Here is a 24825-nt window from a genome sequence, read left to right as displayed (position 1 = left end):
TCTTTGTGTCTCTTTGCGGCGGCGACAGACATGAACCTACGGGCGCTCTGTGTGCGTCATCCGTAAGGAACGTAACAACCGGCCGCACAAGGGGGCGCGGCCTCGGGATGTGGAGAAAAGCGCAGCTCAGAGGCGGTCAGGCCGAAGGTCACCAGTTCCCCGGGACCTACGTCACGCAGCCGTCACGCCGTCGGCGAGCACCGTCACGCCGCCGGCGAGTACCCTCACGCCGCCCTCGCCCGTCCGTCGAGCCACTCCCCGTACGCCGGTGACTGGCGTGCCGCCTCCCAGTACGACGCCTCGAGATCCCCGTACACCGCGTCCAGCGCCTGCTCCGTACGCGCCGCCACCAGCAGCCGCACCCCGAGCGGATCGCCGTACAGCGGCCTGACCGCCATGTCGGGCCTGTCGTGCGAGGTCGGCTGGCAGACCGTGACGACCTCGCCGGTGGCGACGAGCGAGGACGCGGTGAGGTAGTCGCCGTGCAGGACACGGGGGTTGAGCCCGGCGGCCCGCAGCACGCGGAGAAGGCCGTCCCACTCGCCGTCCACCGTCGGGTCCACCATCCACCGGTCGGCGGCGAGATCGGAGAGGTGGACGACGGGCTGCGCCGCCGCCGGATGGTCGGCCGGCAGGAAGACGAACTGCGGCTCGCGCTCGACCAGTACGCGCCACCGCAAGCCCTCCGGCATCCGCAGCGGACTCCCCTCCACCTCGTGCACGAAGGCCACGTCGAGCTGCCCGCCCGCGACCATGCGCAGCAGCGCGTTGGCGGAGACGTCCATCTGGAGCGAGGTCTCGGTGGCCGGCAGGCGCACCCGGAGCCGCCGCAGCCAGCCCGGTATGGCACGGCTCGCGGTGGAGCCGATGCGCAGTTGCGGCCCCTCGGTGGCGCGCGCGGCCGCCGCCTTCGTCTCGCTGACCAGCGCCCGCATCTCGCTGACGAGGGGGCGGGCCCGGCTGAGGGCGACGCGGCCGAGCGGGGTCGGGCGGCAGCCGGTGCGCTCGCGGGCGAAGAGCTGGCCGCCGATCTCCTGCTCGATGCGGCGCAGCTGCGTCGTCAACGAGGGCTGGCTCATGCCGAGTTGGCGCGCAGCCTTGTGCAGGCTGCCGGTGTCGGCGATGGCGCACAGCGCGCGGAGGTGCCTCACCTCTAGCTCCATGGCCGTGAGCGTAGAGCGGTAAGGGGCGCCGCACCAGACTCACAAACCCCACGGGAACCACCTGAGTTGGGCACGCGTACAACCCCGCAGAAGGTTGGCGGACGGCGGGCGATAGCTCCGTGCTATCGCCACTTGCCATCATCCGCTCGGGCCCCTGGCTCCCTGACACTCCCGTTACCGAACCGTTCACCTTTCACCGAACGAGTAGGGAGCCCCCCACATGAACAAGCGTTACCTGTCCGTCGCGGCCGTCTTCGGCCTCGCGGCAGCCGGCCTCGGCACGACCTCCGCGACGGCAGCGACCCCCACCGCGCCGTCCGCCACCTCCGCGTACGCCAACTACGCGGGCTCCGGCGAGGAAGCCGCGGCCAACAAGGCGTTCTTCGACGCCGTCCTCAAGTCGGTCGCCGAGAAGCGCGCGGCCAACCCGGGCGCGAAGCAGGTCACCGTGGTGTACGACGCCTCCGGTGCCCCGACCTTCGCGCAGCAGATAGCCAGCAGCACCTCCATCTGGAATGGCGCGGTGTCCAACGTGAAGCTCCAGGAGGGGAGTGGCGGTGCGAGCTTCGAGTACCGCGAGGGCAACGACCCGCGCGGTTCGTACGCGAGCACGGACGGCCACGGCCAGGGCTATATCTTCCTGGACTACGCGCAGAACCAGCAGTACGACTCGACCCGTGTGACCGCGCACGAGACGGGTCACGTCCTCGGCCTGCCGGACCACTACGAAGGGCCGTGCAGCGAGCTGATGTCCGGAGGCGGTCCGGGCACGTCGTGCACCAACTCGCAGCCGGACGCGAACGAGCGGGCCAAGGTCGACCAGTTGTGGGCCAACGGTCTCGCGAAGGCGCTGGACAAGCTGGACAGACTGGAGAAGGTCGGCTGAGCCGAGCTGACTTCTGCTGATTGATCAGAGTGATCTGAGTGACCCACTGTGCCCATCGGCGCGCTCGACGCCGGTGGGCACAGTGCTGGACGGATGATGAACGACGCGCGACCCGTCACTCGCGCGTGTAGTAGCGGTAGAACGCCGCGGCGAACACGCCGCCCGTCACCGCGAGCGCCATGAACACGGACCGCAGGATCGTCGCGTCCGTCAGGCTGTAGATGTAGCCGAAGGAGATTCCGGCGAAGGCGGCCCAGGCCGCCGCGCGCAGCTCGCGCGGCAGGCGGGGCGCGGCCTTCCACAGGCCCATGAAGAGCGCGGCGAAGACGATTCCGGCCACGACGCCGAGCAGGACGTTGCCGGTGGTGATGGGGCGGGCGTCCCGCGCGATCTGGGCGGCCCAGACGCCGTAGACGAGGCCGAGGACCAGCGCGACCGGCGTGATCCCGGTGACGTGGGAGCCCCCGCGGACGCGGGGTACGGATGACGTGGATGCCACGTGAGCCATGACGGTTCCTCCAGACTCCTTCGCCCCCGGTCGCCCCCGGCCCTGCGTTTCACGCCCGCCCCACCATCCAGGGCACACCCGCCGGCGCCGCCCGGCAACTCGGCGGCCTCAGTGGTCGCGGTTGTAGCCGCCCTCGCAGGTGTTCCAGCAGGGCTTGTACTCCTGGCACGGGTCCGCGGTGGCGCAGCTCGGCACGTGCTTGCCGCCGGTGTCGACGTAGGCGGCGCTCGCCCAGCCCCGCACCCCGCCCAGCCAGTACCAGTACGAGTTGCCCCAGACGCTCGAACCCCGCGTCTGGCACTCGACGCGGTCCTGGCTCTCGCCCGGGAGCTTCGCGACGATCGAGGCGCTGGTGGAGGGCGCGTCCCGGATCTTGAGGTCCTTGGGGGCGACGATGGTCCCCCAGACCACGTCGTGGTCGTTGTGCGTGGGTGGCGCGGTGGCGGATGCTGGTGCGGCACCTCCGAGGGACAGCGCCCCCGCGGTCAGGAGCGCGGTGACGAAGGTTCCCAGGACGGCCGGAGTGGTTCTCAGGGCCGGAACGGTCCGCATGATCGACCTCCTCTTTCCGGAATTACCCCGATGCCCCCCATTTCCCCCGATCCCCGCCCTTCTGTCCCCTCTCCAGCAAACACCCGTTCGGGCTAAGCCTCCACCGGGCGATGAGTTTGAGCCGCGGGGACGGTCTGACCTCGTGACGGAACGACACGTACGACACGTACCACCCGTACTGACGTGAGAGGGCGTACGACATGAACAGCGTGGCCATCGAGACCGCGGGCCTGGTGAAGACCTTCGGTGACAACCGCGCCGTCGACGGCGTGGACCTCACCATCCCGGCCGGCACGGTCTACGGTCTGCTCGGCCCGAACGGCGCGGGCAAGACCACCACCGTGAAGATGCTCGCCACCCTGCTGCGCCCGGACGGCGGCGACGCCCACGTCTTCGGCCACGACGTCGTGCGCGAGGCCGACGCCGTACGCAGCAGGGTCAGCCTCACCGGGCAGTACGCCTCGGTCGACGAGGACCTGACCGGCACCGAGAACCTGGTGCTCCTGGCCCGCCTCACCGGGCACGGCAAGAAGGCGGCGTACGGCAGGGCGGCGCAGCTCCTGGAGGCGTTCGGCCTGACCGACGCGGCCGCCCGCCAGGTGAAGAACTACTCCGGCGGCATGCGCCGCCGCATCGACATCGCGGCGTCCATCCTCAACACCCCCGACCTGCTCTTCCTCGACGAGCCGACGACGGGCCTCGACCCCCGCAGCCGCAACCAGGTCTGGGACATCGTCAGGGCGGTCGTCGCGCACGGCACGACGGTCCTGCTGACCACGCAGTACCTCGACGAGGCCGACCACCTCGCCTCCCGCATCGCGGTCATCGACGACGGCAAGGTCATCGCCGAGGGCACCAAGGGCGAGCTGAAGGCTTCGGTCGGCGCGGGCTCGGTGCACGTGCGGCTCCGGGACGCCGACCAGCGCGAGGAGGCGGCGCGGGCGCTGCGCGCCGCACTCGACGCCGAGGTCCAGCTCGAACCCGACCCGGTGGCCCTCACCGCCCGCGTCGGCAACGGCGAGGCGGACGGCAGGGGCGCCGCCGAGAAGGCGTCCCGCGCCCTCGCCGAGCTGGCCAGGGCGGGCATCACCGTGGACAACTTCTCCCTCGGCCAGCCCAGCCTGGACGAGGTGTTCCTGGCCCTCACCGGCACCCCCCATCACGCGACGGACATGGCGGAGAAAGAGAAAGAGGCACAGGCATGAGCACCGCGACCACCACATCCGAGGCCCAGGACCTGGCGCCCGTCAGCACCGAGTCCCTCACCGAACTGCTCGTCTCCGGTGACCGGCCGCAGCGCCCGAGCGCGCTCTCCGCGTCCCTCACGTTCGGCTGGCGGGCCATGCTGAAGATCAAGCATGTGCCGGAGCAGCTCTTCGACGTGACGGCGTTCCCGATCATGATGGTGCTGATGTACACGTACCTCTTCGGGGGCGCGCTCGCCGGGTCGCCGCGCGAGTACATCCAGTACCTGCTGCCCGGCATCCTGGTGATGTCCGTCGTCATGATCACGATGTATACGGGCGTCTCGGTCAACACCGACATCGAGAAGGGCGTCTTCGACCGCTTCCGCACGCTGCCGATCTGGCGCCCGTCGGTGATGGTCGGCTACCTCCTGGGCGACGCCCTGCGCTACGCGATCGCGTCCGTCGTCATGCTGACCGTCGGCATCATCCTGGGCTTCCGGCCGGACGGCGGCGTCCTCGGCGTGGTGGGCGGCGTACTGCTCCTGCTCGTCTTCTCGTTCGCCTTCTCGTGGGTGTGGACGATGTTCGGGCTCCTGCTGCGCACCGAAAAGTCCGTGATGGGCGTCAGCATGATGGTGATCTTCCCGCTGACGTTCCTCAGTGACATCTTCGTGAAGCCCGAGACGATGCCGGGCTGGCTGCAGGCCTTCGTCAACAACAACCCCATCACGCACCTCGCGTCGGCGGTCCGCGACCTGATGGCGGGCACGGCGCCGGGCTCGTCGCTCGCGTGGGCACTGGGCTGGGTGGTGCTGCTCGTGGCGGTGTTCGGCCCGGTGACGATGCGGCTCTACAACCGCAAGTAGGGAGTTCCTGAACCGCAAGCAGGAAGATCTCGAACCGCAAGGAGGAAGTCCTTGCCCCGTATGCAGGTGTCCCGGTCGCGCCCCGCGTGACCGGGACTTCTGCTGGGGTGCGTGTTCAGACGCCCGCTGTCCGCCGTCCTGCTGGCCCTCGCGGTCCTCCTCGTCCCCCTCGGCGCGCTCTCCACCTGGGCGAAGTACGAGATCGAGGACGCCGATCGGTACGTCGCCACGATGGCGCCGCTCGCCTCGGACCCCGACGTACGCGACGCGGTGGCCACGGCGGTCACGGACTCGGTGACGAAGCAGATCGACGTGGGCCCGCTGCAGGGCACCGTCGAGTCGTTCCTCGGGGACGCCGTGCGGTCCTTCACCGGGACGAAGGCCTTCAGGACGGCCTGGAACGCGGCGAACCGTGCCGCGCACGACGCCGTGCAGCGGGCACTCAGCGACCAGTCGGACGGCGGCGCCGTCACCATCGACCTCGCGCCGATCACCGAGCAGGTCAAGCGCCAACTGGCCGCCGACGGCGTGCCGTTCGCCGACAGCATCCCCGTCACGCACACCGAGGTGACGCTCATGGAGTCCTCGGACCTCGGCCCCTTCGGGAAGGGATTCCACATGCTCCAGATGGCGGGCCTCTGGCTCCCGGTGGCCGCGGTGCTCCTCGCCGTGGCCGGCATCTACCTGGCGGTCCGCCGCCGCCGCGCGATCATCCGCACGGCACTCGGCGCGGCCCTCGGTGGGGCGGTCCTCGCCGTCGCGGTCATGGTGGGCCGGGGCCTGACCCTGGACGACCTGCCCAAAGATGTCTCCCGCCCTGCGGCTGAGGCGGTGTACGACGCGTTGACGCACGCGTTGAGCGTGGCGGGGTGGGTGATTCTGGGCGTGGGACTCGCGGTGGCGCTCGCAGCGGTGTTGTTCCGGCGATGGGGGAAACGCAACCCTTCCCCCACCTCCGGCCGTCTCTGAGGGAGGATTCGAGAGATCCCCCCGGACGGAGAGGCCCGCCTTGGACAGCGCAACGGCAGCGAGGACGGCCCCCCAGGAGGACCGGCCCCGGCCGCAGGCGAAGCGGCGGCCCCGCCAGAAGCCCTCCGCCTGGCTCGCGGCCCTCCTCCTGGCAGGCGTCAGCGCACTCCTCGGTTTCCGCGTCGCCGACTCCGACGGCGTCACCCCCGTACCGCAGTTGCTCGCCTTCCTGCCCTGGCTCCTGGCCCCGGCGATCGCCGCCCTGCTGCTCGCCGCACTCGCCCGCTGGCGCGTCGGCCTGGTCTGGGGCGTCGTCGCGCTCGGCGGGGTCGCCTGGTTCCTGGAGCCGTACGGGAAGACGGACGAACCGGCGGGACCGGCCGTCGCCGAGATCCGCGTCATGGCGTCGAACGTGGAGTACGGCAGGGCCACCGAGGGGCTGCTCAAGGCGGTCCGCAAGGAGAAACCCGACCTCCTCTTCGTCCCCGAGTGCGACTACACCTGCTCGGACACCCTGCGCGACGAACTGCCCCGCTCCGACTACCCCTACCGCACCGCGAGCGAGGCGGGCGGCGCCGAGGGCTCGGTGATCGTCAGCAAACTGCCCCTGAAGAAGGCGAGCGGCCTCGCGGGCACCCTGGGCATGCCCGGCGCCGTCGCCGAGCTGACGAGCGGCCACCAGATCCGTGTGCAGCTCGCCCACCCGATGCCGCCGCTGCCCAAGCAGCTGTCCACCTGGCGCACCGAACTCGCCGAGCTGCGCGACTACGCCGCCGAGGGCAAGCGCGCGAAGCGGTCCACCATCATCGCGGGCGACTTCAACGCCACCCAGGACCACGCGGCCTTCCGCGACATCCTGGACACCGGCGGCGTACGCGACGCCGCCCGCCTCGCGGGATCGGCCCGCACCCCGAGCTGGCCCGCCGACCTGATGAAACCGCTGGGCACCCAGATCGACCACGTCCTGGCCACCCCGGACTTCGCGGCCCGCGACGCCCGCTTCCTGGACATCGGCGACACGGACCACCGGACGCTGGTGGTGGACCTGACGCTGCACGAGCGGAAGCGGTAGGACGCCGATAATGGCCGCATGCCCCGCCGCGACGCCCCCGCACCACCGGGCCCTCTGAGCGCACTCGCCCCGCCTCCCTGGCTGGTCAGGACGCTCAAGCCGCAGACGGCGCCGGTTCCGTGGGCCGCGGTGGCGCGCGCGTCGATCGGACTGACGCTGCCCCTCCTCATCGGCCTCGCGGTGGGCCGGCCCGCGTACGGGGCGCTCGCCTCCATGGGCGCCCTGTCCGGGGTCATCGGCGACACCGCCGACGCGTACCGCATGCGGATCTTCAACATCGCCGTGCCGCAGCTGTTCGGCGCGCTCGGCGTCACCATCGGGTCGCTCGTCTTCGGGCACGGCTGGGTGGCGGTCGGCGTGGTCACGCTCGTGGCGCTGGTCTCCGGGATGATGTCCACGATCGGCGCCGTGGCGTCCGTGTCCGGCCTGCTCCTGCTGCTCAACTCCGTGGTGGGGGCCGGGCTTCCGATGCCGGGGGAGTGGTGGCTCGCCCCCGTCCTGATGACCGGCGGCGGGCTCCTGGTCCTCACCCTCGCCCTGCTCGCCTGGCCGCTCAGATCCGGCATCCCGGAGCGGGCCGCCGTCGCGGCGACCTACCGCAGCGTGGCCGCGCTGCTCGAAGCGGCGGGCACCGAGCGCTACGCCGAGGCACGCACAGCCGTCACCACCTCCCTGAACCAGTCGTACGACCTCGTCCTCGCCCGGCGCACCCGAGCGCACGGCCGCAACCCCGACCTGGTCCGCCTGGTCGCCCAACTGAACGCGATCACCCCGGTCATCGAGGCCGCGCCGGCCGCGCACCAGTGCGGGGTCCCGATGCCGCCGGAGTTCCCGGCGGAGGTGCGGCGCCTGGCGGCCGCGGTGGCGGCTCCCGGCCCCGCCCCGATCCCCGACCCCGTACTCCCCGACCCCCTCGACCCTTCCGCGGACGCCGTCGACCACGCCCTGCGCCACGTGGCCGAACTCCTCAACGACGCGGACCCGCACGGCGTCGTGCACACCGACGACCGCCTCGGCCGCCCCGCCGCCCTGCGCGTCAGGGCCCGCAGGGCCGCCCGCAACGTGATCCTGTCGAGCGCGTCCTGGCGTTACGGCCTGCGCCTGGCCCTGTGCATCGGCATCGCGCAGTCACTGGTGTCCCTGGTCGAGGTGCCCCGCTCGTACTGGGTGGCGCTCACCGTCACGTTCGTCCTCAAGCCCGACTTCGGCTCGGTCTTCTCACGGGCGGTGCTGCGGGCGCTCGGCACGGCGGCGGGGCTCGTGGTGGCCGCCGCGGTGCTCTCGCAGGTGCCGCGGGGGTGGTGGGACGTGCCGGTGATGCTGGTGCTCGCGGCGCTGATCCCGGCGCTCACACCGCGGGGTTACGGCTACCAGACCGCGGCCATCACCCCGGTGATCCTCCTCCTCTCCGACGTCCTGAACCACCAGGGCTTCGGGCTCGTCGTGCCACGCCTGGTGGACAGCCTCATCGGCTGCGCGATCTCGCTGGTCGCCGGGTACTTGTTGTGGCCGGAGAGCTGGCACACGCGGATCGGCGACCGCCTCGCCGACGCGGTCGCCGATACGGCCTCGTACGTGGAGAGCGCGTTCGGTACGGCGGTGGATGTGGGGGCGCGGGCGCGGATGCGGCGCGGTCTGTACCGGGACCTGTCCGTCATCCGCACCGAATTCCAGCGCGCCCTGACCGAACCGCCCCCGATGGGAGCGAGGGCCGCGGCGTGGTGGCCCCTGGTGATCGCGGTCGAACGCATCGTGGACGCGACGACTGCTGCGCGGGTGCGGATTCGGCATGGGGCGGGGGAGCCGGGGCTTACTGAGGTGGGGGAGGTGGCGCGGCAGCTGCGGGAGTTGGCGGAGGGGCTGCGGGGCTCGGAGACCTTGGAGAAGGTCTCCACTTCCTTCATGGGCCCCCAGGAGAGCGTCCTCGAACCCTTGCGCCAGGAGGTGGCCGCGGCGCGAGCGATCGCCTCGCCGCCGCGGGGGTGAGGGTTCGGGCGTTCCCTGCGGGGCATCCCCAATCCCACCCCCTTCCCGAAACCATGGGGCTCCGCCCCCTGGACCCCCAAAAGATGGCCTCAAACGCCGGCCGGGCTGAGATTTCCCCGAGCCGGGGAAATCTCCAGCCCGTCCGGCGTTTGAGGACGAACTCGGCGAAGCCGGTGATGACGTCACCCAAGGCCCCCGCGCCAGAGCGGGTTTTCGGGAAGGGGCGGGGTTGGGGACTAAATCTCCGCCAGGTCCACCGCCTGGGCCATCGCCCGATACCCCGCGTCATTCGGGTGCAGATGATCCCCACTGTCGTACTCAGGGGCGATCCGCTCCCCATCCGCCGGATCCGCCAACGCCCGGTCAAAGTCCACGACCGCGTCATACTCCCCAGAATTCCGCACCCACTCATTGAACTCAGCACTCACCTTCGCCGCCCGCTCCCCATAGTGATCAGACCCCCCAAGCGGCAGCAATGTAGCCCCCACCACCCGAACCCCCTTCGCCTTCGCAGCCCGAATCAACTTCCGGTGCCCCGCGATGAGTTCAGAAGCACTCACCTCCGGCGCAGGCTTGTACGTAGGCGTATCGCTCTCGCTGAACCCGATGTCGTTGAGCCCCTCAAGGACGATCACGGTCCCCACCCCCGGCAGATCCAACGCGTCCCGCCCGAAGCGAGCAGTACCCCGCTCCCCGTACCAGGCCGAGTCGTTGAGGACGAGATTGCCGCCGATCCCCGCGTTCAGGACGGGCCGGGGCGTCCCCGCCTTGGCGAGGCGCTCGGCCAGGGCGTCGGACCACCGGCGGTTGAGATCGGTGGAGGAGGCGAAGCCGTCGGTGATGGAGTCACCGAAGAGAACGAAGCCGCTCCCGCCACGCCGCCCCCGGTCAGAGCCAGGGCCCGCAGCCGCACCCGCACCCGCACCCGCACCCGCACCCACCCCCGTACCCACATCCACGCCCGACAGGAAGTACCAGGACTCCGTCGACTCGTCGAACGCCCCCGCCCCGGCCTCCCCGAGCCGATCCCCCTTCGCCCGATAACTCGTCGCGAACGACTGCGCGTGGAAGGTCGCAGGACCCGTCGTACGGGCCAGATGCAAGGTCACGGTCACCGACTCGAAGCGCTTCAGCCGCAACCCGGCCGCGTCACTGGAGAGTTGACCGTGCGCCGGTATCGCGACCGACCGCCTCCCCTCGAACGTGAGGCGCCGCACCGACCCCTCCTCGACCGCCGCCCCCTTCTTCGTCCGCGCGATGGTCGCCCCCGCGATGTGCAGCGGCGACGTTCCGTACGCGTTGGAGAGCCGGATACGGGCTCTGTCGCCGCCCTCGGTGACGCGGACGACCTGGCGCAGGGTCTGCCCGGAGAAGCCGTCCTCCGACCAGTTGGGCTTGAACCCCGTGCTCGCGCGCTGCGGCGACGCGGCCCAGGCGGCGGTCCAGGCAGGCCCGGAAGCCCCCGGGCCGCTCTGCGAGCCCGAGGCGTGAGCCCCCGTCACCGCGAGCCCGGCCGTCAGAGCGAGCGCGGCAGTGGCGGCGACAACGGAAGTACGAGTACGAGTACGCGAAAGCATCAGAATCTCCAGGGAGTTGAGACGGATCGAGAGTGGTCGTGGCGTCCGTCGACCGGACTCCTCCACCCTCCGCCCCCACCAACCCCCGATCAACGACGATCCGTGAAAGGATCGGTGCGCTCAGACTTATAGATGCAGGTCAGAGGCGGACGGGGTGGCGCTGCACCATGGAACGGCAAGAGCTCGAGACCTTCCTGACCCTCGCCGAGGAACTCCACTTCGGCCGCACCGCCGAACGCCTCCTCCTCTCCCAGGCCCGCGTCAGCCAGACCCTCAAGAAGCTGGAGCGCAAGATCGGCGCCCCGCTCTTCGAGCGCACCAGCCGCAAGGTCGAGATGTCCTCACTGGGACGGCAGTTGTACGAGGACCTGGCGCCCCTGCACGTGCGGATGGAGGCCGCGGTCGCCCGCGCCAAGGACGTGGCGCGCGGCGTCGAGGGCGAACTGACCGTAGCCTTCCTCGGCTCGGGCGCGGGCACGCTGACCTCGGCGATCCTGAACACGTTCCGCGAGCGCTGCCCGCGCTGCGACGTGCGGATGCGGGAGACCCAGTTCGGCGACCCGCTCGGCGCGCTGCGCGGCGGTGAGGCGGACGTGCTGTTCACCTGCCTGCCCGTCGAGGAACCGGACCTCACGGTCGGACCCGTCGTCATCAACGAACCCCGCAGGCTCGCCGTGCCGCTCGGCCACCGCTTCGCCGGGCGCGACAGCGTCTCCCTGGAGGAGTGCGCGGGCGAGACCTTCTTCGGTGTCGTGAACGGCGCGCCCGCCTACTGGTGGGACTTCCACATCCCGCCCCGCACCCCCAGCGGCCTCCCGATCCGGCGCGGCCCGTCCGTCGCCGGCTTCCAGGAGCTGATGACCCTGGTGGCCACCGGGCAGGGGGTGTCGCCGGTCGTCGCCTCGGTGGAGAAGTACTACGCGCGGCCGGACATCGTCTTCGTGCCCCTCGTCGACGTCGCGTCCGCCGACGTCGCGCTGATCTGGCGTACGGCCGCCGCGGGGACCCCGCGTATCGACGCGTTCGTCCGCGCGGTGCGGGACGCCGTCGCGGCGAACGGAGGACCGGCGCCGTTCTGACGGCGCTCAGCTCTCTTCCTTCTCCCCGCCCTCCTCGATCAGCATCTCCGGGCGCCCCGTCACCAGCAGCCACGCGGGCAGCGCCGCCACGCACAGCAGCGGCAGCACCGCGAGGTCCATCACCACGACCGCCGCCGTGAACAGGCTCAGCCAGCCCTGCCGCGTCGTGGCGAGCAGCACGCCGAGGATGGCGCAGGTGATCGCGAGGGCGGGCGGCACCGCGTCGACGAGCGCGTGCGCGAACATGCCGAGCGCCACGCCCACGAAGACCGCGGGGAAGATCCGCCCGCCCCGGAAGCCGCAGGTGGCGGCCACGCAGAGCGCGAGCAGCTTGACCAGGGCGAGCAGCAGCAGATTGCCCGCGTCATGGTCGGATGCGTGCGCGGTCAGCTCCTTCATCTCGTCCAGGCCCTTGAAGAGCGTGAGATGGCCGCCGAGCGCACCAAGGGCGCCGAGCACGAGTCCGCCCACCGTCAGCATCAGCACGGGGTGCCCGAGCTGGCGGAAGGCGCGGTGCAGGGAGGGGAAGGCGTACACCGCGCACAGCCCGACGGCCGCCGCCGCGGTGCTGATGATCATCGCGGAGAGGATGTCGCCCCAGTGCGGCCCGTCGTAGGGCGCGATGTCGATCTGGAACGTGGGATGCGCGATGAGCACGGTGGTCAGCGCACCCGCGCCCGCCGCGACCAGCGGCGCGAACAGCCGGTCCCACAGCGGGCGCGGGTCGTTGCCGAGCACGATCTCGGAGAGGACGAGCGCTGCCGCGACCGGCGTACCGAAGAGGGCGCCGATCGTGCCCGCAGCGGCGAGCATGATCCAGTCCGTGGCGGGCGTACGCGGCATGGCCGCCATGCCGAGCGTGTACGCGAGGGCGATGTTGATCGCGGTGATCGGATTCTCCGGGCCGAGGCTGACCCCGCCCGCGAGCCCCACGATGACGGCGAGCGCGATGCCGGGCAGCATCCGCAGCGGCAGCGGCGGATCGACCAGGCCGAGCGTCGCCGGGTCGGGCCCCGCGTGCCCAGGGACCTTCCACACGATCAACCCGACAGCGAGCCCCGCCGAGGTGAGCACGGCGATGATCCACCCGGCCGACGTGCCGGACACCCCGACCGCGTCCGGCAGCACGTCCCACAGCAGATCCTGCAGCCGCTCGGCGATGAAGCTGAGCAGCAGCAGGATCAGGCTGGACCCGACACCGACGAGCAGGGCGGGCAGGACGAGCGGGAGCAGGGCGCGGGCCTGCGGCGTCCAGAAGGAGGGCCCGCGGCCGGACGTGGTCGTGTCGGTCATGGGCCCTCCGGGGCAGCTCCCGCCGCGCTGTCGGTCAGGTGGTGGGAGGTGGGGTGCCGCCGGGACCACCGCGAGGACCGGAGTCGGCGCCGGCGGAGCCCTCGGCGAACGGGCCGGGGCCGCTGGAGGTCTTGCGGGCCTCCCAACCGCCCGGCGCCCCCGGGCCGCCATGGCGGGCGTCACGGTCCGAGTGGTCCGTGCACAGCGCCCAGATGACGAAGGTGCCGATCGCGATGGCGACCAGCGCCCAGATCGGCTGATACGGCAGCCACATGAAGTGCAGGATCACGTAGAGCGAGGCGAGTGCGACGCCGCACGCCTTGGCCCAGGCCGCGCCCTTGAGGATGCCGTAACCGGCGACCGCGACGAGGATGCCGAGGATCAGATGGATCCAGCCCCACGTCGTGAGGTTGAACTTGTAGACGTAGTCCCCGATGCGCGAGTACACGTCGTCCTTGGCGATGCCCGCGATGCCTTCGAGGATGCCGAAGATGCCGCTGACCAGCATCAGGACACCCGCGAACGCCGTGCCGCCCGTCGCCCAGGGACTCGCGCCCCGCGGGTTGCTCGCTCCGCTGCTCATGGGCACCCTTTCTTCGTCGTACAGGAGTTCACAGCGTGTGACAGCTCTACGGGCCTCGCGAGCGGGCTTAGACCGAACGGGTGGACCCCACGTCCGTGGCTTCGCCCTTGTCATCGCCATGGGCATCACCCTTGGCATCGCACTCGAACCAGGCGGTCTTCCCGGCGCCGTCCGCCCACGGATCGAAGCCGCAGCGATCGGTGACGGCCTCGACGATGAGGAGGCCGCGCCCGCCTTCGTCCAGCTCCTCGCCGCCGCCGCTCTGCCGGGGGAGGCTCGGACACCGGTCCGCGACCTCCACCCGCAGGCCCTGCGGGCGCCGCAGGATGAGGAGGTCACAGCGACGGTCCGGCACGTGGCGCACGACGTTCGTGACGAGCTCGGTGAGGGCAAGCTCGGCGCGGTCGCGCAGCTCGCCCATGCCCCAGCTCCCCAGATAGGCCCGCAGGATGAACCGCAGATGCCGGGCCGAGTGCTCACCGAGCGTGAGGCTCATCCGGTACGTCCCGCGAACGGGCAGGGGCGGAGGGGGAGTTACGTGATTCATGTCACCAGCGTGGAGTCGACTGATTACGCTGGGCTACGACTTGAACTGAACGCCGCGAGGCGTTGGTTATGGGGGTGGCCCAAGCATGGTCAACATCCGCGACCTCGACCCCAGCGCGTCACCGCTGGACTACTACGGCTCGGAATTGCGCCGCCTGCGGGAAGCGGCGGGCCTGAAGCAGGGCCAGTTGGGCGCGTGCATTTTCTGTACGGCGTCCTTGATCGGCCAGATCGAAACAGCGAAGAAGGTGCCGACGCGGAACTTCTCTGAGCGGGTGGATGCGGCGCTTGGTACTGACGGGGTGTTTTCGCGGTTGGTGGGGCTGGTGCTGAAGAGTCAGCTGCCCAGCTGGTTTCAGGCGTACGCGGAGATGGAGGCGCGGGCGAGTTTTATCTCCACGTACCAAGCTCAGGTGGTTTACGGCTTGCTGCAAACGGAGTCGTACGCGAGGGCAGTGCTGGGAGCCGATCGTCCGGACAACCTCGATGAACTCGTGGCGGCACGACTGGACCGTCAGCGCATCCTGGCGAAGGACCACCCTCCGGCGCTGTGGGTGATCCTTGACGAGGCGGTTCTTCACCGGGAGGTCGGCGGCCGAGAGGTCATGCGAAACCAACTCCGTCACTTGTTGCGTTTCCGCGAGCAGCGGTGGACGCAGATCCAGGTTCTCCCCTACACAACCGGTGAACACTGCGCCACGCGTGGGTCGTTCAACCTTCTGCGGTTCGATGGCGACCCAGACCTGTTCTACGCCGAGAGTTACGACGTGGCGCATCAGACCGCCAATCCGCAAGTGATCAGGGAACGTTCGCTCGGTTACGCTCGTTTGCAGGCCGCTGCTCTCTCCGTAGAGGACACGGCGGTGGTGATCGCCCGTGTATTGGAGGAGCGCTATGGAGATCAACCAGAGCCCGGCGAAGGCGCAGTGGCGTAAGTCGTCCTATAGCGGCAGCGGAGGCGGCGACTGCGTCGAATGCGCCCCCCTCAAGGGCGCCGCGTGGCGCAAGTCCACGTACAGCGGCGGAACCGGCGGGGAGTGCATCGAGTTCGCCCCGCACCAAGGCGCAATAGCTCTGCGCGACAGCAAGAACCCCGAGGGCCCTACCCTCACCGTCTCCGAAGGCGCCTTCGCCCGCTTTGTGCGGGCCGCTGCCGCGGCTGACGGCGGGCTCACCGCGCCCTGAAGGGGCGCGGGGAACTGCGCGACAAGCCACGACGCACCCGCGGCAAAGGCACTACCCGGCTGAGCCCACGGCTCGGACAATCTCCGCGGCCATGCGGCGGATCCCCGGCGAACGGGCCGGGCAGGGCCGGGACTTGGCCGTGGTCGGCGCCAAGCAGAAGTGCAGATAGTCGTCCCCCCGGTGCAAGGCCGCGCGGCCAGAATCCGTGCAGTAAGCGGGATGGGACCTCTCCCACGCCGTGCACGGAAGCTTCTCCACCCAGGTGTAGCGCCCCGCGGCGGGGGCGACGGTACGGCCCGCGTCGGCTACGACGTCCCCCGAGGCCTTGGCCTGCGCCGCGTAGATTGCGTTGACGCGCCGTACGCGGTCCGGCGTGATCGGGTCGGGGCCCTGGAGGACCCACACGATGCGGGGCCCGCCGGCCCCGGCCCCGGCCCCGGACCCGCCCGCACCATGGATCTGCGCGGCCAGCGCCTTCGCGTCGGCGGCGTACCGGTCGAAGTACTTCTGCTGTGCCTTGTCGTACGTGATGCCGTCCATGCAGGGTGTGTAGCCCCACGCGTTGCCCCAGAACTGGAGCACCACATAGTCGGGCTGCTCCTCGCGGACCAGCGCGGCGGCCTTGTCCTTGTCGGGGACGAGGGAGTCGTCGCCGGCGCCGTCGAGGTAGTCGCAGAGGGTGGTGCCGGAGTAGGGCGCGCTGCGGTAGCGCGCGCCGAGGTCGGAGCGGAACAGGTCGCCGAGGACGTTCTGGTTCTCCATGGCGAGGGAGTCGCCGAGGTAGAGCACCTTCGGAGCGCCCGCGCCCGCGCCCCCGCCCCCGCGCCGTGGTTTCTTCGCGGCGCGCTGCCGGGTGGTGGACGAGGGCGGCGACGAGGGCCGTGAGGCGGACGGCTCGGCGGCGGGCTCGCCCCGCCCTGCACGCCCGGCGTCGGAGCTCCGCGCGGCGGGAGGCTCCGGGGCGTCACCGGACGTACCCCCGGAACCAGGGTCACCGCACGCGCCGAGCAGCAGCACAGCGGCCAGCACCCCACCGATCCACGGCTTGCGCATACGCCAACTCCCGTTCAGGTGAGCGAAACAGCCCCTTAGGCAAGCACAGTCGCCCGCGGGTGAGAAGGCGGCGCGTACCGCTGGTGGCCCGTCATTACCCCTGACGTAATCGACCCGACAAGCGCCGCAAGCCAAGCTCAAGTCATCGCAAGCCAACGCCGGGAGCGCCCCGGATGACCAAGCCACAGGAGGCACAAGCCATGTCCGCACACGACACTTCCGCGTACGAGACCGCTGTAGCCCGCTACTTCGAGGCCTGGAACGCGCAGGGCGCCGATGAGCTGGCCAAGGCCGTCGCCGCGGCCTGGAGCGAGGACGGCAGCTATACGGACCCGCTGGCCGACGTCACCGGGCACGAGGGCCTCGCCGCGGTGATCGCGGGAGCGCACGAGCAGTTCCCCGGCTTCGAGTTCCGGCAGACGGGGGCGGTCGACGGCCACCACCACATCGCGCGATTCGGCTGGGAACTGGTGTCGGTGGCCGACGGCTCCGCGCCGGTCGCCGGCTTCGACGTCATCACGCTCGCCGATGACGGCCGCATCCGTACCGTGCACGGCTTCCTGGACCGCGTGCCCACGGCGTGAGGCCGGGCGGGGGACGCCCTGCGAGCCACGCCTGGGCGGCGGCTCGCAGGGCGAACGGCGTCAGCGCGCCACGTACTGCGTGAGGATCGCCTGGACCTCGTAGATGTCGACGCCCTTGGTGAAGGTCTTCTGGATGGGCTCGGGGGTGCCGGAGATCCAGATCTTCAGCTCGGCGTCGAGGTCGAAGTGCCCGGCGGTCTCCACGGCGAAGTGCGTGATGCTGCGGTAGGGGACCGAGTGGTACTCGACCTTCTTGCCGGTTATCCCCTGCTTGTCGACGAGGACGAGGCGGCGGTCGGTGAAGAGCATGGTGTCGCGGATCAGCAGGAACGCGGCCTGGACCTGCTCGCCGTGGCCCAGCAGACGCGCGTAGTCCTGCTGCGCGGTCATCGGGTCGATCGTGTGCGCGTTTCCGAACAGTGCCATGAGAAAACCCCCCATTTAGTTGAACTCACAGGAAAAGCCGACTGTAACGCGCACCGGTCCCCCGTCGGGGGGCCTCCGGCTGTCACATCTTGCCGAGCGCATCCGTCACAGGGGTGGAAGCATCGGCATCGGCATTAGGAGATCACCATGGAAGCTCGTCTGAACCTGTTCGGCAGCCCGCTCGCGGGCAAGGTCCTCAAGCACATCAACGCGGCGGGCAAGGTCGTGTCCGACTCGGCGCTGCCCCCGGCGACACAGGAACTGGTGAAGATCCGCGCGAGCCAGATCAACGGCTGCGGTTTCTGCACCGACATGCACACCAAGGACGCCACGCACGCGGGCGAGACCGCGACGCGTCTGAACCTCGTCGCGGCCTGGCGCGAGGCGAAGGTGTTCACGGAGGCCGAGCGGGCCGCCCTGGAGCTCACCGAGCAGGGCACGCGTATCGCCGACGCGGCGGGCGGGGTCACGGACGAGGCGTGGGCGAACGCGGCCAAGCACTACGACGAGACCCAGCTGGCGGCTCTCGTGTCACTGATCGCCCTGATCAACGTCTACAACCGGGTGAACGTGATGGTGCAGCAGCCGGCGGGTGACTACCAGCCGGGCCAGTTCGGCTGACTCTGCTGACTCGGCTGACTCGGCTATCGGATTCCACCGATAGCATCCCTGCCGGGGAGTGGTCCCCGTTTGGCAGGGAGAGTGACGATGACCGGCGGCTCACACCGTGCGACGCCCCCACGGCGACGCGATGCGCGGCGCAACTGGGATCTTCTGGTGGGGGCGGCGCGCGAGGTGTTCGCGGAGCAGGGGCTCGAGGCGCCGCTGGACGTGATCGCGCGCCGGGCGGGCGTGGGGAACGCGACGCTGTACCGGAATTTTCTCACCCGCGCCGCCCTCGTCGACGCGGTCTTCCGCGATCTCCTGACGGGCACGATGACCGCCGGGGAGCAGGCGCGGAAGGCGCCGGACGCGTGGGCGGCGCTGAACGAATATCTGCGGGCCGTCTTCGTCACGCTGGCGGCGGACCGGGGCGCCAACGACCTCATGACCACGCACCTGGAGGGCGTCGAGGCGCTGCAGGCCGTGCACGCGCACAACCGCGAGACGATGGACGTGCTGCTGAGCCGGGGCCGCGACCAGGGCACGATCCGCGAGGACGTCACCACGGAGGACGTCCTGTTCGCCCTGGCGTCCCTGGGCAGATCCATCCCGGCCCTGACAACAGCAACCACCCCGAACGCCTGGCACCGCCCCCTGACCCTCCTCCTCTCCGGCCTCCGCGCCCAGCCGACGGGCACGCCCCGGCTGCCCGCCCCGGCACTGACCGCCGAGCAGCTCGGCTCGGTCCTCCAGGAACTGGGCGCGCAAAAAGGCCCAGGTCGCTGACCTGGGCCTCAACTGTGGAGCGGGTGACGAGAATCGAACTCGCACTCTCAGCTTGGGAAGCTGATGTTCTACCACTAAACTACACCCGCGAAAGACGCCGTCTGTGGCGGTGTCGTAACGTCGCACACTCTACCTCATCCCAGGCCCCGGGCGCTTTTGCCGTGGGGCCTGTGTGCTGTCCGGGGCGTGGATGGCGCTGCGGGGCGCGGGAGTTGGGGCGTACCGTGAGTGGCCGGAGTGCCGCCTGGAGGGGCGCCCCATTCGTCCCGTAATGTGGCCTTTCGTCGCCGTCTCGCTCGCGAGCGGGGCGCGGCGAGCCACGAGCGCAACCACGGCTTTGGGGAAGGGACTCAAGGACTTGATGGACCACACCGTCGTCCGATGTGCCGAAGGGCACGTGTTCAGCACTGCTTCGTTCCCGATGCAGAAGGCCGACCGGCTCGGACCCGGCCGCCTCATCCGCTGCCCACGATGCGCCCGATTGCGGCATGCCGTGCCGGTCGCGTCGCAGAAGCGGTAGCGAGGGCGCGGGGGAAGCGGAGAACGACAGCGCGCGGGACCGTCCGATTGGGGCGGGCCCGCGCGCTCTGCGTATCCTCGGTGCGTGCTTCTCTCAGACAAGGACATCCGGGCCGAGATCGACACCGGACGAGTACGGATCGATCCGTACGACGAATCCATGGTGCAGCCCTCAAGCATCGACGTGCGGCTCGACCGCTACTTCCGGGTGTTCGAGAACCACCGCTACCCCCACATCGACCCCTCCGTGGAGCAGGCGGACCTGACGCGGCTCGTGGAGCCGGAGGGCGACGAGCCGTTCATCCTGCACCCCGGTGAGTTCGTGCTGGCCTCGACGTACGAGGTCATCAGCCTGCCCGACGACCTCGCGAGCAGGCTCGAGGGCAAGTCGAGCCTGGGGCGTCTCGGGCTCGTGACGCACTCCACCGCCGGGTTCATCGACCCCGGCTTCTCCGGGCACGTGACGCTCGAGCTCTCCAACCTCGCGACGCTGCCCATCAAGCTCTGGCCGGGCATGAAGATCGGGCAGCTCTGCCTGTTCCGCATGACCTCGCCCTCCGAGGCGCCCTACGGCTCGGAGCGCTACGGATCGCGATACCAGGGGCAGAGAGGCCCCACGGCCTCCCGCTCCTTCCTCAATTTCCATCGGACACAGGTGTGACATCCAGCATGAGTGACGTGCGCGAGAACCTTACGTACGAGAAGTTCGGCGGCGCGGTGCGCGAGCTCGCGCAGATGATCGCCGACGACGGCTACCAGCCCGACGTCATCATCTCCATCGCCCGGGGTGGCGTCTTCGTCGCGGGCGGGCTCGCGTACGCGCTCGACTGCAAGAACATCCACCTGGTCAACGTGGAGTTCTACACGGGCGTCGGGACGACCCTGGAAATGCCCGTCATGCTGGCGCCCGTGCCGAACGCGATCGACTTCACCGACAAGAAGGTGCTCATCGCGGACGACGTCGCCGACACGGGCAAGACGCTGAAGCTCGTGCACGACTTCTGCCTCGACCACGTGGCGGAGGTGCGGTCCGCCGTCATCTACGAGAAGTCGCAGTCGCTCGTGAAGTGCGAGTACGTCTGGAAGCGCACGGACGAGTGGATCAATTTCCCGTGGAGCGTCGAGGCTCCCGTCGTGAAGCGCGCCGGGCAGGTGCTCGACGCCTGAGCAAGGCCAGAAGGCGAAGAGAAGGGCCCCGGCGGATGCGACGCACCGCCGGGGCCCTTCTCCGTCTCACGTACTAGAACGTGCCCAGCTTGATGATCGCGAGCAGCGCGAGCAGCTGGATCGACGCCGCGCCGAGCGCCTTCGGCCACGGCAGGTCGTGCGACTTGCTCACCATCGCCGTGAGCAGCGCGCCCGCGGCGATCCAGGTCACCCAGCCGAGGAGCTGGACGAAGGGCTGACCGCCGCCGAGGAACATCGCGACGACCACGCGGGGCGCGTCCGTGATGGACATGATCAGCATGGAGAGGCCGACCGTCGGCTGCCACGCGCCGTCGCCGCCGAGCTGGCGGGCGAGGGTGTGCGTGACCACGCCCAGGATGAAGGCACTGATCGTGATCGCGACGGCCGTCGTCAGGACGTACGGCACGGCCGTGGAGAGCGTGGCGCTGATGGCGTCCTCGCGGGCACCGTCGAAGCCGAAGATCGCGAGCAGGCCGTAGAGGAACGTCACGATGACGGCCGGGGCCCACATCGCGTAGTCCCGCATCTGGAGGAAGGTCGGGCCCGGACGCAGCACGATGCCGCGCAGCAGGTCCTTCCAGTGCAGGCGCGGGCCCACCGGCGCGGGAGCCTGGCCCGCGCGGTAGGTGTCGCCTTGGTTGTACGGGTCCTCGCCCACGGAGAACGCCTGGGTGTGACCGGGGTTGTTGGCGGCGTACGGATCGAAGCCGCCCTGGCCGCCCTGCCCCGGTCCCGGCTGCCCGCCGAAGTACTCCGGCTCCCCGTGATTGCCGTGGTTGCCGCCCGCCTGCGGCCACTGCTGTCCGCCGTATCCGCCCTGGCCGCGGCCGCCCTGGGGCTGCCCGCCCTGGGGCCGGCCGTACGGAGGCTGCTGCCCGCCGTACTGCTGCGAGGACGGCTGAGGGTAGCCGTACGGGGGCTGCTGGCCCTGGGGGGCCTGCTGCCCGTACGGCTCCTGCCGCGGTCGTTGTTGGGGTCGCGCTTGCGGGGTGCGGTTGTCCCGGCCGCGTCCGATCCTGAATCCAGCCACGAATCGAACGTACCTGGTCTGGAGGGCCCGGGTCGTCCCTCCCCGGGAGGAGAGAGGCTTTGCCGCTGACCTGTGACAACCCCTAGGGGGACCCTGAGGGGTTTGCCCCAGGGTCCCTGGTGCCGCTGGGGCCCGTCAGCGCCCGAGCACCGCTCCGTACGCGTACGGGTCCAAGGAGGCGGGAAGGCCGAGGGAGTTCGGGGTGACGACCGAGCCGCCCGCCTTGGCGCCGGGCAGGTCCCAGACGCCGCCCGCGGCGGAGTTCTCGCCGGGCGCGGCGACGGACAGGTCGGGGACGCCGTCGCCGTTGTGGTCACCGAAGGCGAGCGCCGCCCCGAAGAGGTCGCCTGCCTGCGCGACGCCCAGGATGTCGGGGGAGTTCTGCTGGTACGCGACCGTTCCCGGGTTCGCCGCGCCCGCCGGGTCGAGCAGGCCCATCTCGCCGCCCTTCAGGACGGTGACGCTGCCCGCCTTCGCCGCGCTGCCGATGGCCTCGCCGGGGGCGCCCGCGATCAGGTCGTCGTGGCCGTCGGCGTCGATGTCCGCCACGGCGAGCGCGTCGCCGAAGCCGTCACCGGTCTCGGCGACCCCGGGCATGCCCGCGGTGTCCTGGTTGAACGTCTGCTGCTCCCAGCCGAAGCTGCCGTTGGCGTCGCCGAAGCGGATGTGGATGCCGCCGCCCTTGGCGAGCTCCTCCGGGCCGCACGGGTCGTCGATGTTCTCGTCGGCGATCTCGCGGCAGTTGCCGACGGCGAGGTCGTCGAAGCCGTCGCCGTTGAAGTCGCCGCCGGCGAGGGCGTTGGCGGCGCCGTTGGAGTTGTTCCAGAAGTTGCCCATGCTGCCCTCCTCCTTGTTCCAGCCGTAGAGGCGGAGGTGGGACTGGGTGTAGGGCTGGTTCTTCGTGTAGTAGCCGAGGGCCAGGTCGGGGCGGTTGTCGTTGTTGAAGTCGCCGGTGGTCATGACGGGGGCGCGGCCGCCCATGCGGTCGGCCATGACCGGCTGGGTGTCGGCGGCGAGCGGATTGAAGTTGGCGACGACCTGGTCCTTGCCGCCGATGGCGAGGTCGACGTCGGTGTCACCGGTGAAGTCGGCGGCGGCGAGGGCGTTCCCGTACACGTCGCCGGACTTCGCTCCGCGGGCAGCGGTGTTGGCGAGCGCGAAACCGTCGCCGGTGCCGTAGAGAACGGTGACGGACCCGGCGTCGGTCTTCCCGTCGATGTCCTCGCCGGGAGCGCCGATGACGAGGTCGGCGTACTTGTCGTCGTCCACGTGCGCGGCGACGACGGAACCGCCGAACCGGTCACCGGATTCCGGGGTGCCGGGCACCTCGACGGTGGCCTGGGTGATCCGCCGCACGCCGTGCGGCCCGGGCCCGTACTCCCCACCGAACACGACGCTGACGTACCCGGCCTTGGCCTTCCCGCTGACACTGCCGGCGGGCACACCGACGAAGAGGTCGTCGAACCCGTCCCCGTTGAAGTCGGCGGTGAGGGGAGCGGGCGTGGGGGCGGCGGTGGCGGTGGTGGCGAGGGGGAGGGTGAGGCCGGTGGCGGCCAGGGCGGTGGCGGCGGCGAGGGCGAGGGTGCGAGTGGATGGGCGCAGGGGCACGAGGGGCTCCAACTGATCTATGGGCAAGCGGAGTTGGCGGAGAGACCGGACGTGGCGAGTCAGCTGCACTGGTTCACCTGTGTGACACCTGGGGTTGGGCAAGGGTTGCCCTGTGCGCACGCCCCGGTCGCTGCTCACTCATTGACGGCATCGCCCAGCTGCGAGCCGGCCGCGAGGCCGTAGTCCGCCGCGCTGAAGACGTCGGCCCCGGAAGTCGAGAGAGCCGCGCCTGCCCCGTGCAGCTGCCACACCGCGCCGTTTCCGGAGTCCTCGTACGGAGCCGTCGCAGCGAGGTCGGCCTTGCCGTCGCGGTCGAAGTCGGCGAGCCGGACCTGCGCGCCGAACTCGTCGTTCGACTCCGCTGCGCCCGGCACCCCCGCGGTGTTCTGCGAGAAGCGCTTCGCGCCGGTCGTGGTCACACCGGTGGCGGAGCCGCGCAGCACCAGGATGTCGCCGGCGCGGGTGCGGCCGTCCAGGGACTCGTACGAGACGCCCACGGCAAGCTCCGCACGGCCGTCTCCGGTGACGTCGGCGATGGAGAGGTCGGCGCCGAACTGGTCGCCGGCCTCGTTGTCACCCGGGATGCCTGCGGTGCCCTGGTGGTAGGTGTGGCGGGTGCGGCTGAGACCGCCGGTGGCGTCACCACCCTCGACTCCGTGGAAGACCATGACGTAACCCGCCTTGTGGCTCGGGTCCGTGACCCCGTTGCTGTTCAGGTCGGGATCGGCCAGGCTCACGGCGAGGTCGTCACAGCCGTCGCCGTTCAGGTCGCCTGCCGTCGAGGTGGTTCCGCCCGCGAGGGCCGCGCGGTCGTAGAACTCCGAGGCCTCGCCCGTCGGACCGCTGCCGTAGATCACGGTCGTGCCGGGGACGGTCACGGCGAGTTCGTCCTTGCCGCCGCCCGAGAAGTTCCCGACCGCCAACGTGCCCCAGCCCACGCCGTTGTTGCTTCCGCGGGTGTCCATCGGCACCGGTACCGGAAGCGACGTACGGCTGAAGGTCCCGTCGAGCAGCCAGAGACCTGACGCATCCGCGATCACCACCTCAGGTGCGGCGTCGCCCACGAAGTCGCCGACCGCAGTGTCGGAACCGAAGAACTGCTGGTCGTAGGCGCCCGGGTCGGCGAGGTTCGTGCCGCTGCCGAGGGGCTTGGGGCCGCCCCACAGGACGGTGACGGCTCCGCGAAGGGAGAGGTCGCCGACGCTTTCGCCCTCACTGGTGACGAGCAGGTCGGCGTATCCGTCGCCGTCCAGATCGCCGCTGGAGAGTTCCGCCCCGAACAGGTCCTCCGTCTCCGCGTCGCCGGGAACACCGGCGGAGTTCTGGGTGACGTAGACCCGGTTGTCCGTGAGCCCGGAGGCCGAGCCGAAGGTCACCAGAACGGCTCCGGCGCGCTTCTTGCCACCGATGGTCTTCTCCGGCATGCCGACGGCGAGGTCGCGGTAACCGTCGCCGTTGAAGTCGTCGGCGTGCCGGGCGGCGGCAGCGGCGGACGTGGGTGCGGAGAGCGTCAGGGAGGTGAGGGCTGCCGCGGCCAGGGTGGTGACGGCGGCGATTGTGTGTCTGCGCATGGGGT

25 protein-coding genes, 1 tRNA gene and 1 pseudogene are annotated in these 24825 nt (G+C 70.5%); 14 read left to right on the top strand and 13 right to left on the bottom strand.

Annotated elements, in window-relative coordinates; translation table 11 throughout:
* Positions 1-224 precede the first annotated feature (224 nt).
* Positions 225-1163 carry a LysR family transcriptional regulator gene (locus AB0M70_RS40970; protein WP_363210417.1) on the bottom strand — a complete coding sequence of 313 codons (939 nt, stop codon included), beginning with the start codon at positions 1161-1163 and terminating at the stop codon, positions 225-227.
* Positions 1164-1383: 220 nt separating this feature from the next.
* On the opposite strand from AB0M70_RS40970, the gene snpA reads away from it, so the two are divergent.
* The gene (gene snpA, locus AB0M70_RS40965) at positions 1384-2049 is read left to right on the top strand and encodes a snapalysin (protein ID WP_365828755.1); all 666 of its coding nucleotides are present in this window, start codon (positions 1384-1386) and stop codon (positions 2047-2049) included.
* Between the two features lie 115 nt (positions 2050-2164).
* Here the strand turns inward: snpA and AB0M70_RS40960 are convergent, their stop codons facing one another.
* Together AB0M70_RS40960 and AB0M70_RS40955 are read right to left on the bottom strand one after the other, a co-directional pair.
* Positions 2165-2557 (bottom strand): hypothetical protein, encoded by a 393-nt coding sequence (locus AB0M70_RS40960; protein WP_365828753.1) that lies wholly within the window; start codon positions 2555-2557, stop codon positions 2165-2167.
* 108 nt (positions 2558-2665) lie between these two features.
* A complete protein-coding gene (locus AB0M70_RS40955) occupies positions 2666-3109 on the bottom strand; it encodes an SH3 domain-containing protein (protein WP_365828751.1) in 444 nt (147 codons plus the stop codon).
* Positions 3110-3309: 200 nt separating this feature from the next.
* Here AB0M70_RS40955 and AB0M70_RS40950 point away from each other — a divergent pair, with 200 nt between their 5' ends.
* The 5 genes from AB0M70_RS40950 (at position 3310) to AB0M70_RS40930 (ending at position 9189) form a co-directional block, all read left to right on the top strand.
* Complete coding sequence (locus AB0M70_RS40950; protein ID WP_365828749.1) at positions 3310-4314, top strand: ATP-binding cassette domain-containing protein; 1005 nt, start codon at positions 3310-3312, stop codon at positions 4312-4314.
* Positions 4311-5162 carry an ABC transporter permease gene (locus AB0M70_RS40945; RefSeq protein WP_365828747.1) on the top strand — a complete coding sequence of 284 codons (852 nt, stop codon included), beginning with the start codon at positions 4311-4313 and terminating at the stop codon, positions 5160-5162. The genes AB0M70_RS40950 and AB0M70_RS40945 overlap by 4 nt, the downstream gene beginning before the upstream one ends.
* Positions 5163-5273: 111 nt before the next feature.
* Positions 5274-6131 carry a hypothetical protein gene (locus AB0M70_RS40940; protein WP_365828745.1) on the top strand — a complete coding sequence of 286 codons (858 nt, stop codon included), beginning with the start codon at positions 5274-5276 and terminating at the stop codon, positions 6129-6131.
* A gap of 40 nt (positions 6132-6171) precedes the next feature.
* Entirely contained in the window at positions 6172-7203 is a 1032-nt protein-coding gene (locus AB0M70_RS40935; protein WP_365828743.1) for an endonuclease/exonuclease/phosphatase family protein, read from the top strand.
* Positions 7204-7221: 18 nt separating this feature from the next.
* The gene (locus AB0M70_RS40930; RefSeq protein WP_365828741.1) at positions 7222-9189 is read left to right on the top strand and encodes an FUSC family protein; all 1968 of its coding nucleotides are present in this window, start codon (positions 7222-7224) and stop codon (positions 9187-9189) included.
* A 236-nt stretch (positions 9190-9425) separates the two neighbouring features.
* Here the strand turns inward: AB0M70_RS40930 and AB0M70_RS40925 are convergent, their stop codons facing one another.
* Complete coding sequence (locus AB0M70_RS40925) at positions 9426-10766, bottom strand: SGNH/GDSL hydrolase family protein (RefSeq protein WP_365828739.1); 1341 nt, start codon at positions 10764-10766, stop codon at positions 9426-9428.
* A gap of 167 nt (positions 10767-10933) precedes the next feature.
* Here AB0M70_RS40925 and AB0M70_RS40920 point away from each other — a divergent pair, with 167 nt between their 5' ends.
* Positions 10934-11845 carry a LysR family transcriptional regulator gene (locus AB0M70_RS40920; RefSeq protein WP_365828737.1) on the top strand — a complete coding sequence of 304 codons (912 nt, stop codon included), beginning with the start codon at positions 10934-10936 and terminating at the stop codon, positions 11843-11845.
* A gap of 6 nt (positions 11846-11851) precedes the next feature.
* Here the strand turns inward: AB0M70_RS40920 and AB0M70_RS40915 are convergent, their stop codons facing one another.
* The 3 genes and pseudogenes from AB0M70_RS40915 to AB0M70_RS40905 form a co-directional block, all read right to left on the bottom strand.
* Entirely contained in the window at positions 11852-13138 is a 1287-nt protein-coding gene (locus AB0M70_RS40915) for an ion channel protein (protein ID WP_365828735.1), read from the bottom strand.
* 187 nt (positions 13139-13325) lie between these two features.
* Positions 13326-13721 (bottom strand): annotated as a pseudogene (locus tag AB0M70_RS40910) (hypothetical protein); the annotation flags it as partial.
* 67 nt (positions 13722-13788) lie between these two features.
* Positions 13789-14217 (bottom strand): ATP-binding protein, encoded by a 429-nt coding sequence (locus AB0M70_RS40905; RefSeq protein ID WP_365828733.1) that lies wholly within the window; start codon positions 14215-14217, stop codon positions 13789-13791.
* Positions 14218-14353: 136 nt separating this feature from the next.
* Between AB0M70_RS40905 and AB0M70_RS40900 the strand changes: the two genes are divergently transcribed.
* Positions 14354-15202: a helix-turn-helix transcriptional regulator gene (locus AB0M70_RS40900; protein ID WP_365828731.1), complete on the top strand. Its 849-nt coding sequence runs from the start codon at positions 14354-14356 to the stop codon at positions 15200-15202.
* On the top strand, positions 15162-15452 hold the full coding sequence (locus tag AB0M70_RS40895; protein WP_365828729.1) for a DUF397 domain-containing protein: 291 nt from the start codon (positions 15162-15164) through the stop codon (positions 15450-15452). Before AB0M70_RS40900 ends, AB0M70_RS40895 begins: the two co-directional genes overlap by 41 nt.
* Positions 15453-15503: 51 nt before the next feature.
* On the opposite strand, the gene AB0M70_RS40890 is transcribed toward AB0M70_RS40895, so the two are convergent.
* Positions 15504-16505: an SGNH/GDSL hydrolase family protein gene (locus AB0M70_RS40890; protein WP_365828727.1), complete on the bottom strand. Its 1002-nt coding sequence runs from the start codon at positions 16503-16505 to the stop codon at positions 15504-15506.
* Positions 16506-16705: 200 nt separating this feature from the next.
* On the opposite strand from AB0M70_RS40890, the gene AB0M70_RS40885 reads away from it, so the two are divergent.
* Complete coding sequence (locus AB0M70_RS40885) at positions 16706-17089, top strand: nuclear transport factor 2 family protein (RefSeq protein WP_365828725.1); 384 nt, start codon at positions 16706-16708, stop codon at positions 17087-17089.
* A gap of 60 nt (positions 17090-17149) precedes the next feature.
* Here AB0M70_RS40885 and AB0M70_RS40880 read toward each other — a convergent pair whose 3' ends face one another.
* A complete protein-coding gene (locus tag AB0M70_RS40880) occupies positions 17150-17515 on the bottom strand; it encodes a PH domain-containing protein (protein ID WP_160506205.1) in 366 nt (121 codons plus the stop codon).
* 147 nt (positions 17516-17662) lie between these two features.
* Between AB0M70_RS40880 and AB0M70_RS40875 the strand changes: the two genes are divergently transcribed.
* Both AB0M70_RS40875 and AB0M70_RS40870 read left to right on the top strand, forming a co-directional pair.
* A complete protein-coding gene (locus AB0M70_RS40875; RefSeq protein WP_365828722.1) occupies positions 17663-18136 on the top strand; it encodes a carboxymuconolactone decarboxylase family protein in 474 nt (157 codons plus the stop codon).
* 87 nt (positions 18137-18223) lie between these two features.
* Positions 18224-18904 carry a TetR/AcrR family transcriptional regulator gene (locus AB0M70_RS40870; protein WP_365828720.1) on the top strand — a complete coding sequence of 227 codons (681 nt, stop codon included), beginning with the start codon at positions 18224-18226 and terminating at the stop codon, positions 18902-18904.
* A 15-nt stretch (positions 18905-18919) separates the two neighbouring features.
* Here the strand turns inward: AB0M70_RS40870 and AB0M70_RS40865 are convergent.
* Positions 18920-18993, bottom strand: a tRNA-Gly gene (locus tag AB0M70_RS40865).
* A gap of 515 nt (positions 18994-19508) precedes the next feature.
* On the opposite strand from AB0M70_RS40865, the gene dcd reads away from it, so the two are divergent.
* Positions 19509-20084: a dCTP deaminase gene (gene dcd / locus AB0M70_RS40860; RefSeq protein ID WP_363210436.1), complete on the top strand. Its 576-nt coding sequence runs from the start codon at positions 19509-19511 to the stop codon at positions 20082-20084.
* 8 nt (positions 20085-20092) lie between these two features.
* Positions 20093-20590 (top strand): phosphoribosyltransferase, encoded by a 498-nt coding sequence (locus AB0M70_RS40855; RefSeq protein WP_365828719.1) that lies wholly within the window; start codon positions 20093-20095, stop codon positions 20588-20590.
* A gap of 73 nt (positions 20591-20663) precedes the next feature.
* Here AB0M70_RS40855 and AB0M70_RS40850 read toward each other — a convergent pair whose 3' ends face one another.
* The 3 genes from AB0M70_RS40850 to AB0M70_RS40840 all read right to left on the bottom strand — a co-directional run bounded on the left by AB0M70_RS40850 (position 20664) and on the right by AB0M70_RS40840 (position 24820).
* Positions 20664-21641: a Yip1 family protein gene (locus AB0M70_RS40850; protein ID WP_365828718.1), complete on the bottom strand. Its 978-nt coding sequence runs from the start codon at positions 21639-21641 to the stop codon at positions 20664-20666.
* A 135-nt stretch (positions 21642-21776) separates the two neighbouring features.
* Positions 21777-23249 carry an FG-GAP and VCBS repeat-containing protein gene (locus tag AB0M70_RS40845; protein ID WP_365828716.1) on the bottom strand — a complete coding sequence of 491 codons (1473 nt, stop codon included), beginning with the start codon at positions 23247-23249 and terminating at the stop codon, positions 21777-21779.
* A gap of 134 nt (positions 23250-23383) precedes the next feature.
* Positions 23384-24820, bottom strand: a complete 1437-nt coding sequence (locus tag AB0M70_RS40840) for an integrin-like protein (RefSeq protein ID WP_365828714.1) — start codon at positions 24818-24820, stop codon at positions 23384-23386.
* Between the last annotated feature and the right edge of the window lie 5 nt (positions 24821-24825).

This window comes from Streptomyces sp. NPDC051214, assembly GCF_040682375.1.
Taxonomy (GTDB): Bacteria; Actinomycetota; Actinomycetes; order Streptomycetales; family Streptomycetaceae; genus Streptomyces.
The sequence above is the reverse complement of the archived record's forward strand: the minus strand, read 5'-3'. Positions and strand labels throughout refer to the sequence as shown.

Bases quoted from the DNA above. Each gene is read 5' to 3' on its own strand.
- AB0M70_RS40960 (WP_365828753.1), bottom strand. From the start codon at position 2,557: ATGGCTCACGTGGCATCCACGTCATCCGTACCCCGCGTCCGCGGGGGC.
- AB0M70_RS40905 (WP_365828733.1), bottom strand. From the start codon at position 14,217: ATGAGCCTCACGCTCGGTGAGCACTCGGCCCGGCATCTGCGGTTCATC.
- AB0M70_RS40870 (WP_365828720.1), top strand. From the start codon at position 18,224: ATGACCGGCGGCTCACACCGTGCGACGCCCCCACGGCGACGCGATGCG.
- AB0M70_RS40955 (WP_365828751.1), bottom strand. From the start codon at position 3,109: ATGCGGACCGTTCCGGCCCTGAGAACCACTCCGGCCGTCCTGGGAACC.
- AB0M70_RS40895 (WP_365828729.1), top strand. From the start codon at position 15,162: ATGGAGATCAACCAGAGCCCGGCGAAGGCGCAGTGGCGTAAGTCGTCC.
- AB0M70_RS40945 (WP_365828747.1), top strand. From the start codon at position 4,311: ATGAGCACCGCGACCACCACATCCGAGGCCCAGGACCTGGCGCCCGTC.
- AB0M70_RS40890 (WP_365828727.1), bottom strand. From the start codon at position 16,505: ATGCGCAAGCCGTGGATCGGTGGGGTGCTGGCCGCTGTGCTGCTGCTC.
- AB0M70_RS40880 (WP_160506205.1), bottom strand. From the start codon at position 17,515: ATGGCACTGTTCGGAAACGCGCACACGATCGACCCGATGACCGCGCAG.
- AB0M70_RS40840 (WP_365828714.1), bottom strand. From the start codon at position 24,820: ATGCGCAGACACACAATCGCCGCCGTCACCACCCTGGCCGCGGCAGCC.
- snpA (WP_365828755.1), top strand. From the start codon at position 1,384: ATGAACAAGCGTTACCTGTCCGTCGCGGCCGTCTTCGGCCTCGCGGCA.
- AB0M70_RS40920 (WP_365828737.1), top strand. From the start codon at position 10,934: ATGGAACGGCAAGAGCTCGAGACCTTCCTGACCCTCGCCGAGGAACTC.
- AB0M70_RS40925 (WP_365828739.1), bottom strand. From the start codon at position 10,766: ATGCTTTCGCGTACTCGTACTCGTACTTCCGTTGTCGCCGCCACTGCC.
- AB0M70_RS40930 (WP_365828741.1), top strand. From the start codon at position 7,222: ATGCCCCGCCGCGACGCCCCCGCACCACCGGGCCCTCTGAGCGCACTC.
- AB0M70_RS40970 (WP_363210417.1), bottom strand. From the start codon at position 1,163: ATGGAGCTAGAGGTGAGGCACCTCCGCGCGCTGTGCGCCATCGCCGAC.
- AB0M70_RS40875 (WP_365828722.1), top strand. From the start codon at position 17,663: ATGGAAGCTCGTCTGAACCTGTTCGGCAGCCCGCTCGCGGGCAAGGTC.
- AB0M70_RS40855 (WP_365828719.1), top strand. From the start codon at position 20,093: ATGAGTGACGTGCGCGAGAACCTTACGTACGAGAAGTTCGGCGGCGCG.
- AB0M70_RS40915 (WP_365828735.1), bottom strand. From the start codon at position 13,138: ATGACCGACACGACCACGTCCGGCCGCGGGCCCTCCTTCTGGACGCCG.
- AB0M70_RS40900 (WP_365828731.1), top strand. From the start codon at position 14,354: ATGGTCAACATCCGCGACCTCGACCCCAGCGCGTCACCGCTGGACTAC.
- AB0M70_RS40885 (WP_365828725.1), top strand. From the start codon at position 16,706: ATGTCCGCACACGACACTTCCGCGTACGAGACCGCTGTAGCCCGCTAC.
- AB0M70_RS40950 (WP_365828749.1), top strand. From the start codon at position 3,310: ATGAACAGCGTGGCCATCGAGACCGCGGGCCTGGTGAAGACCTTCGGT.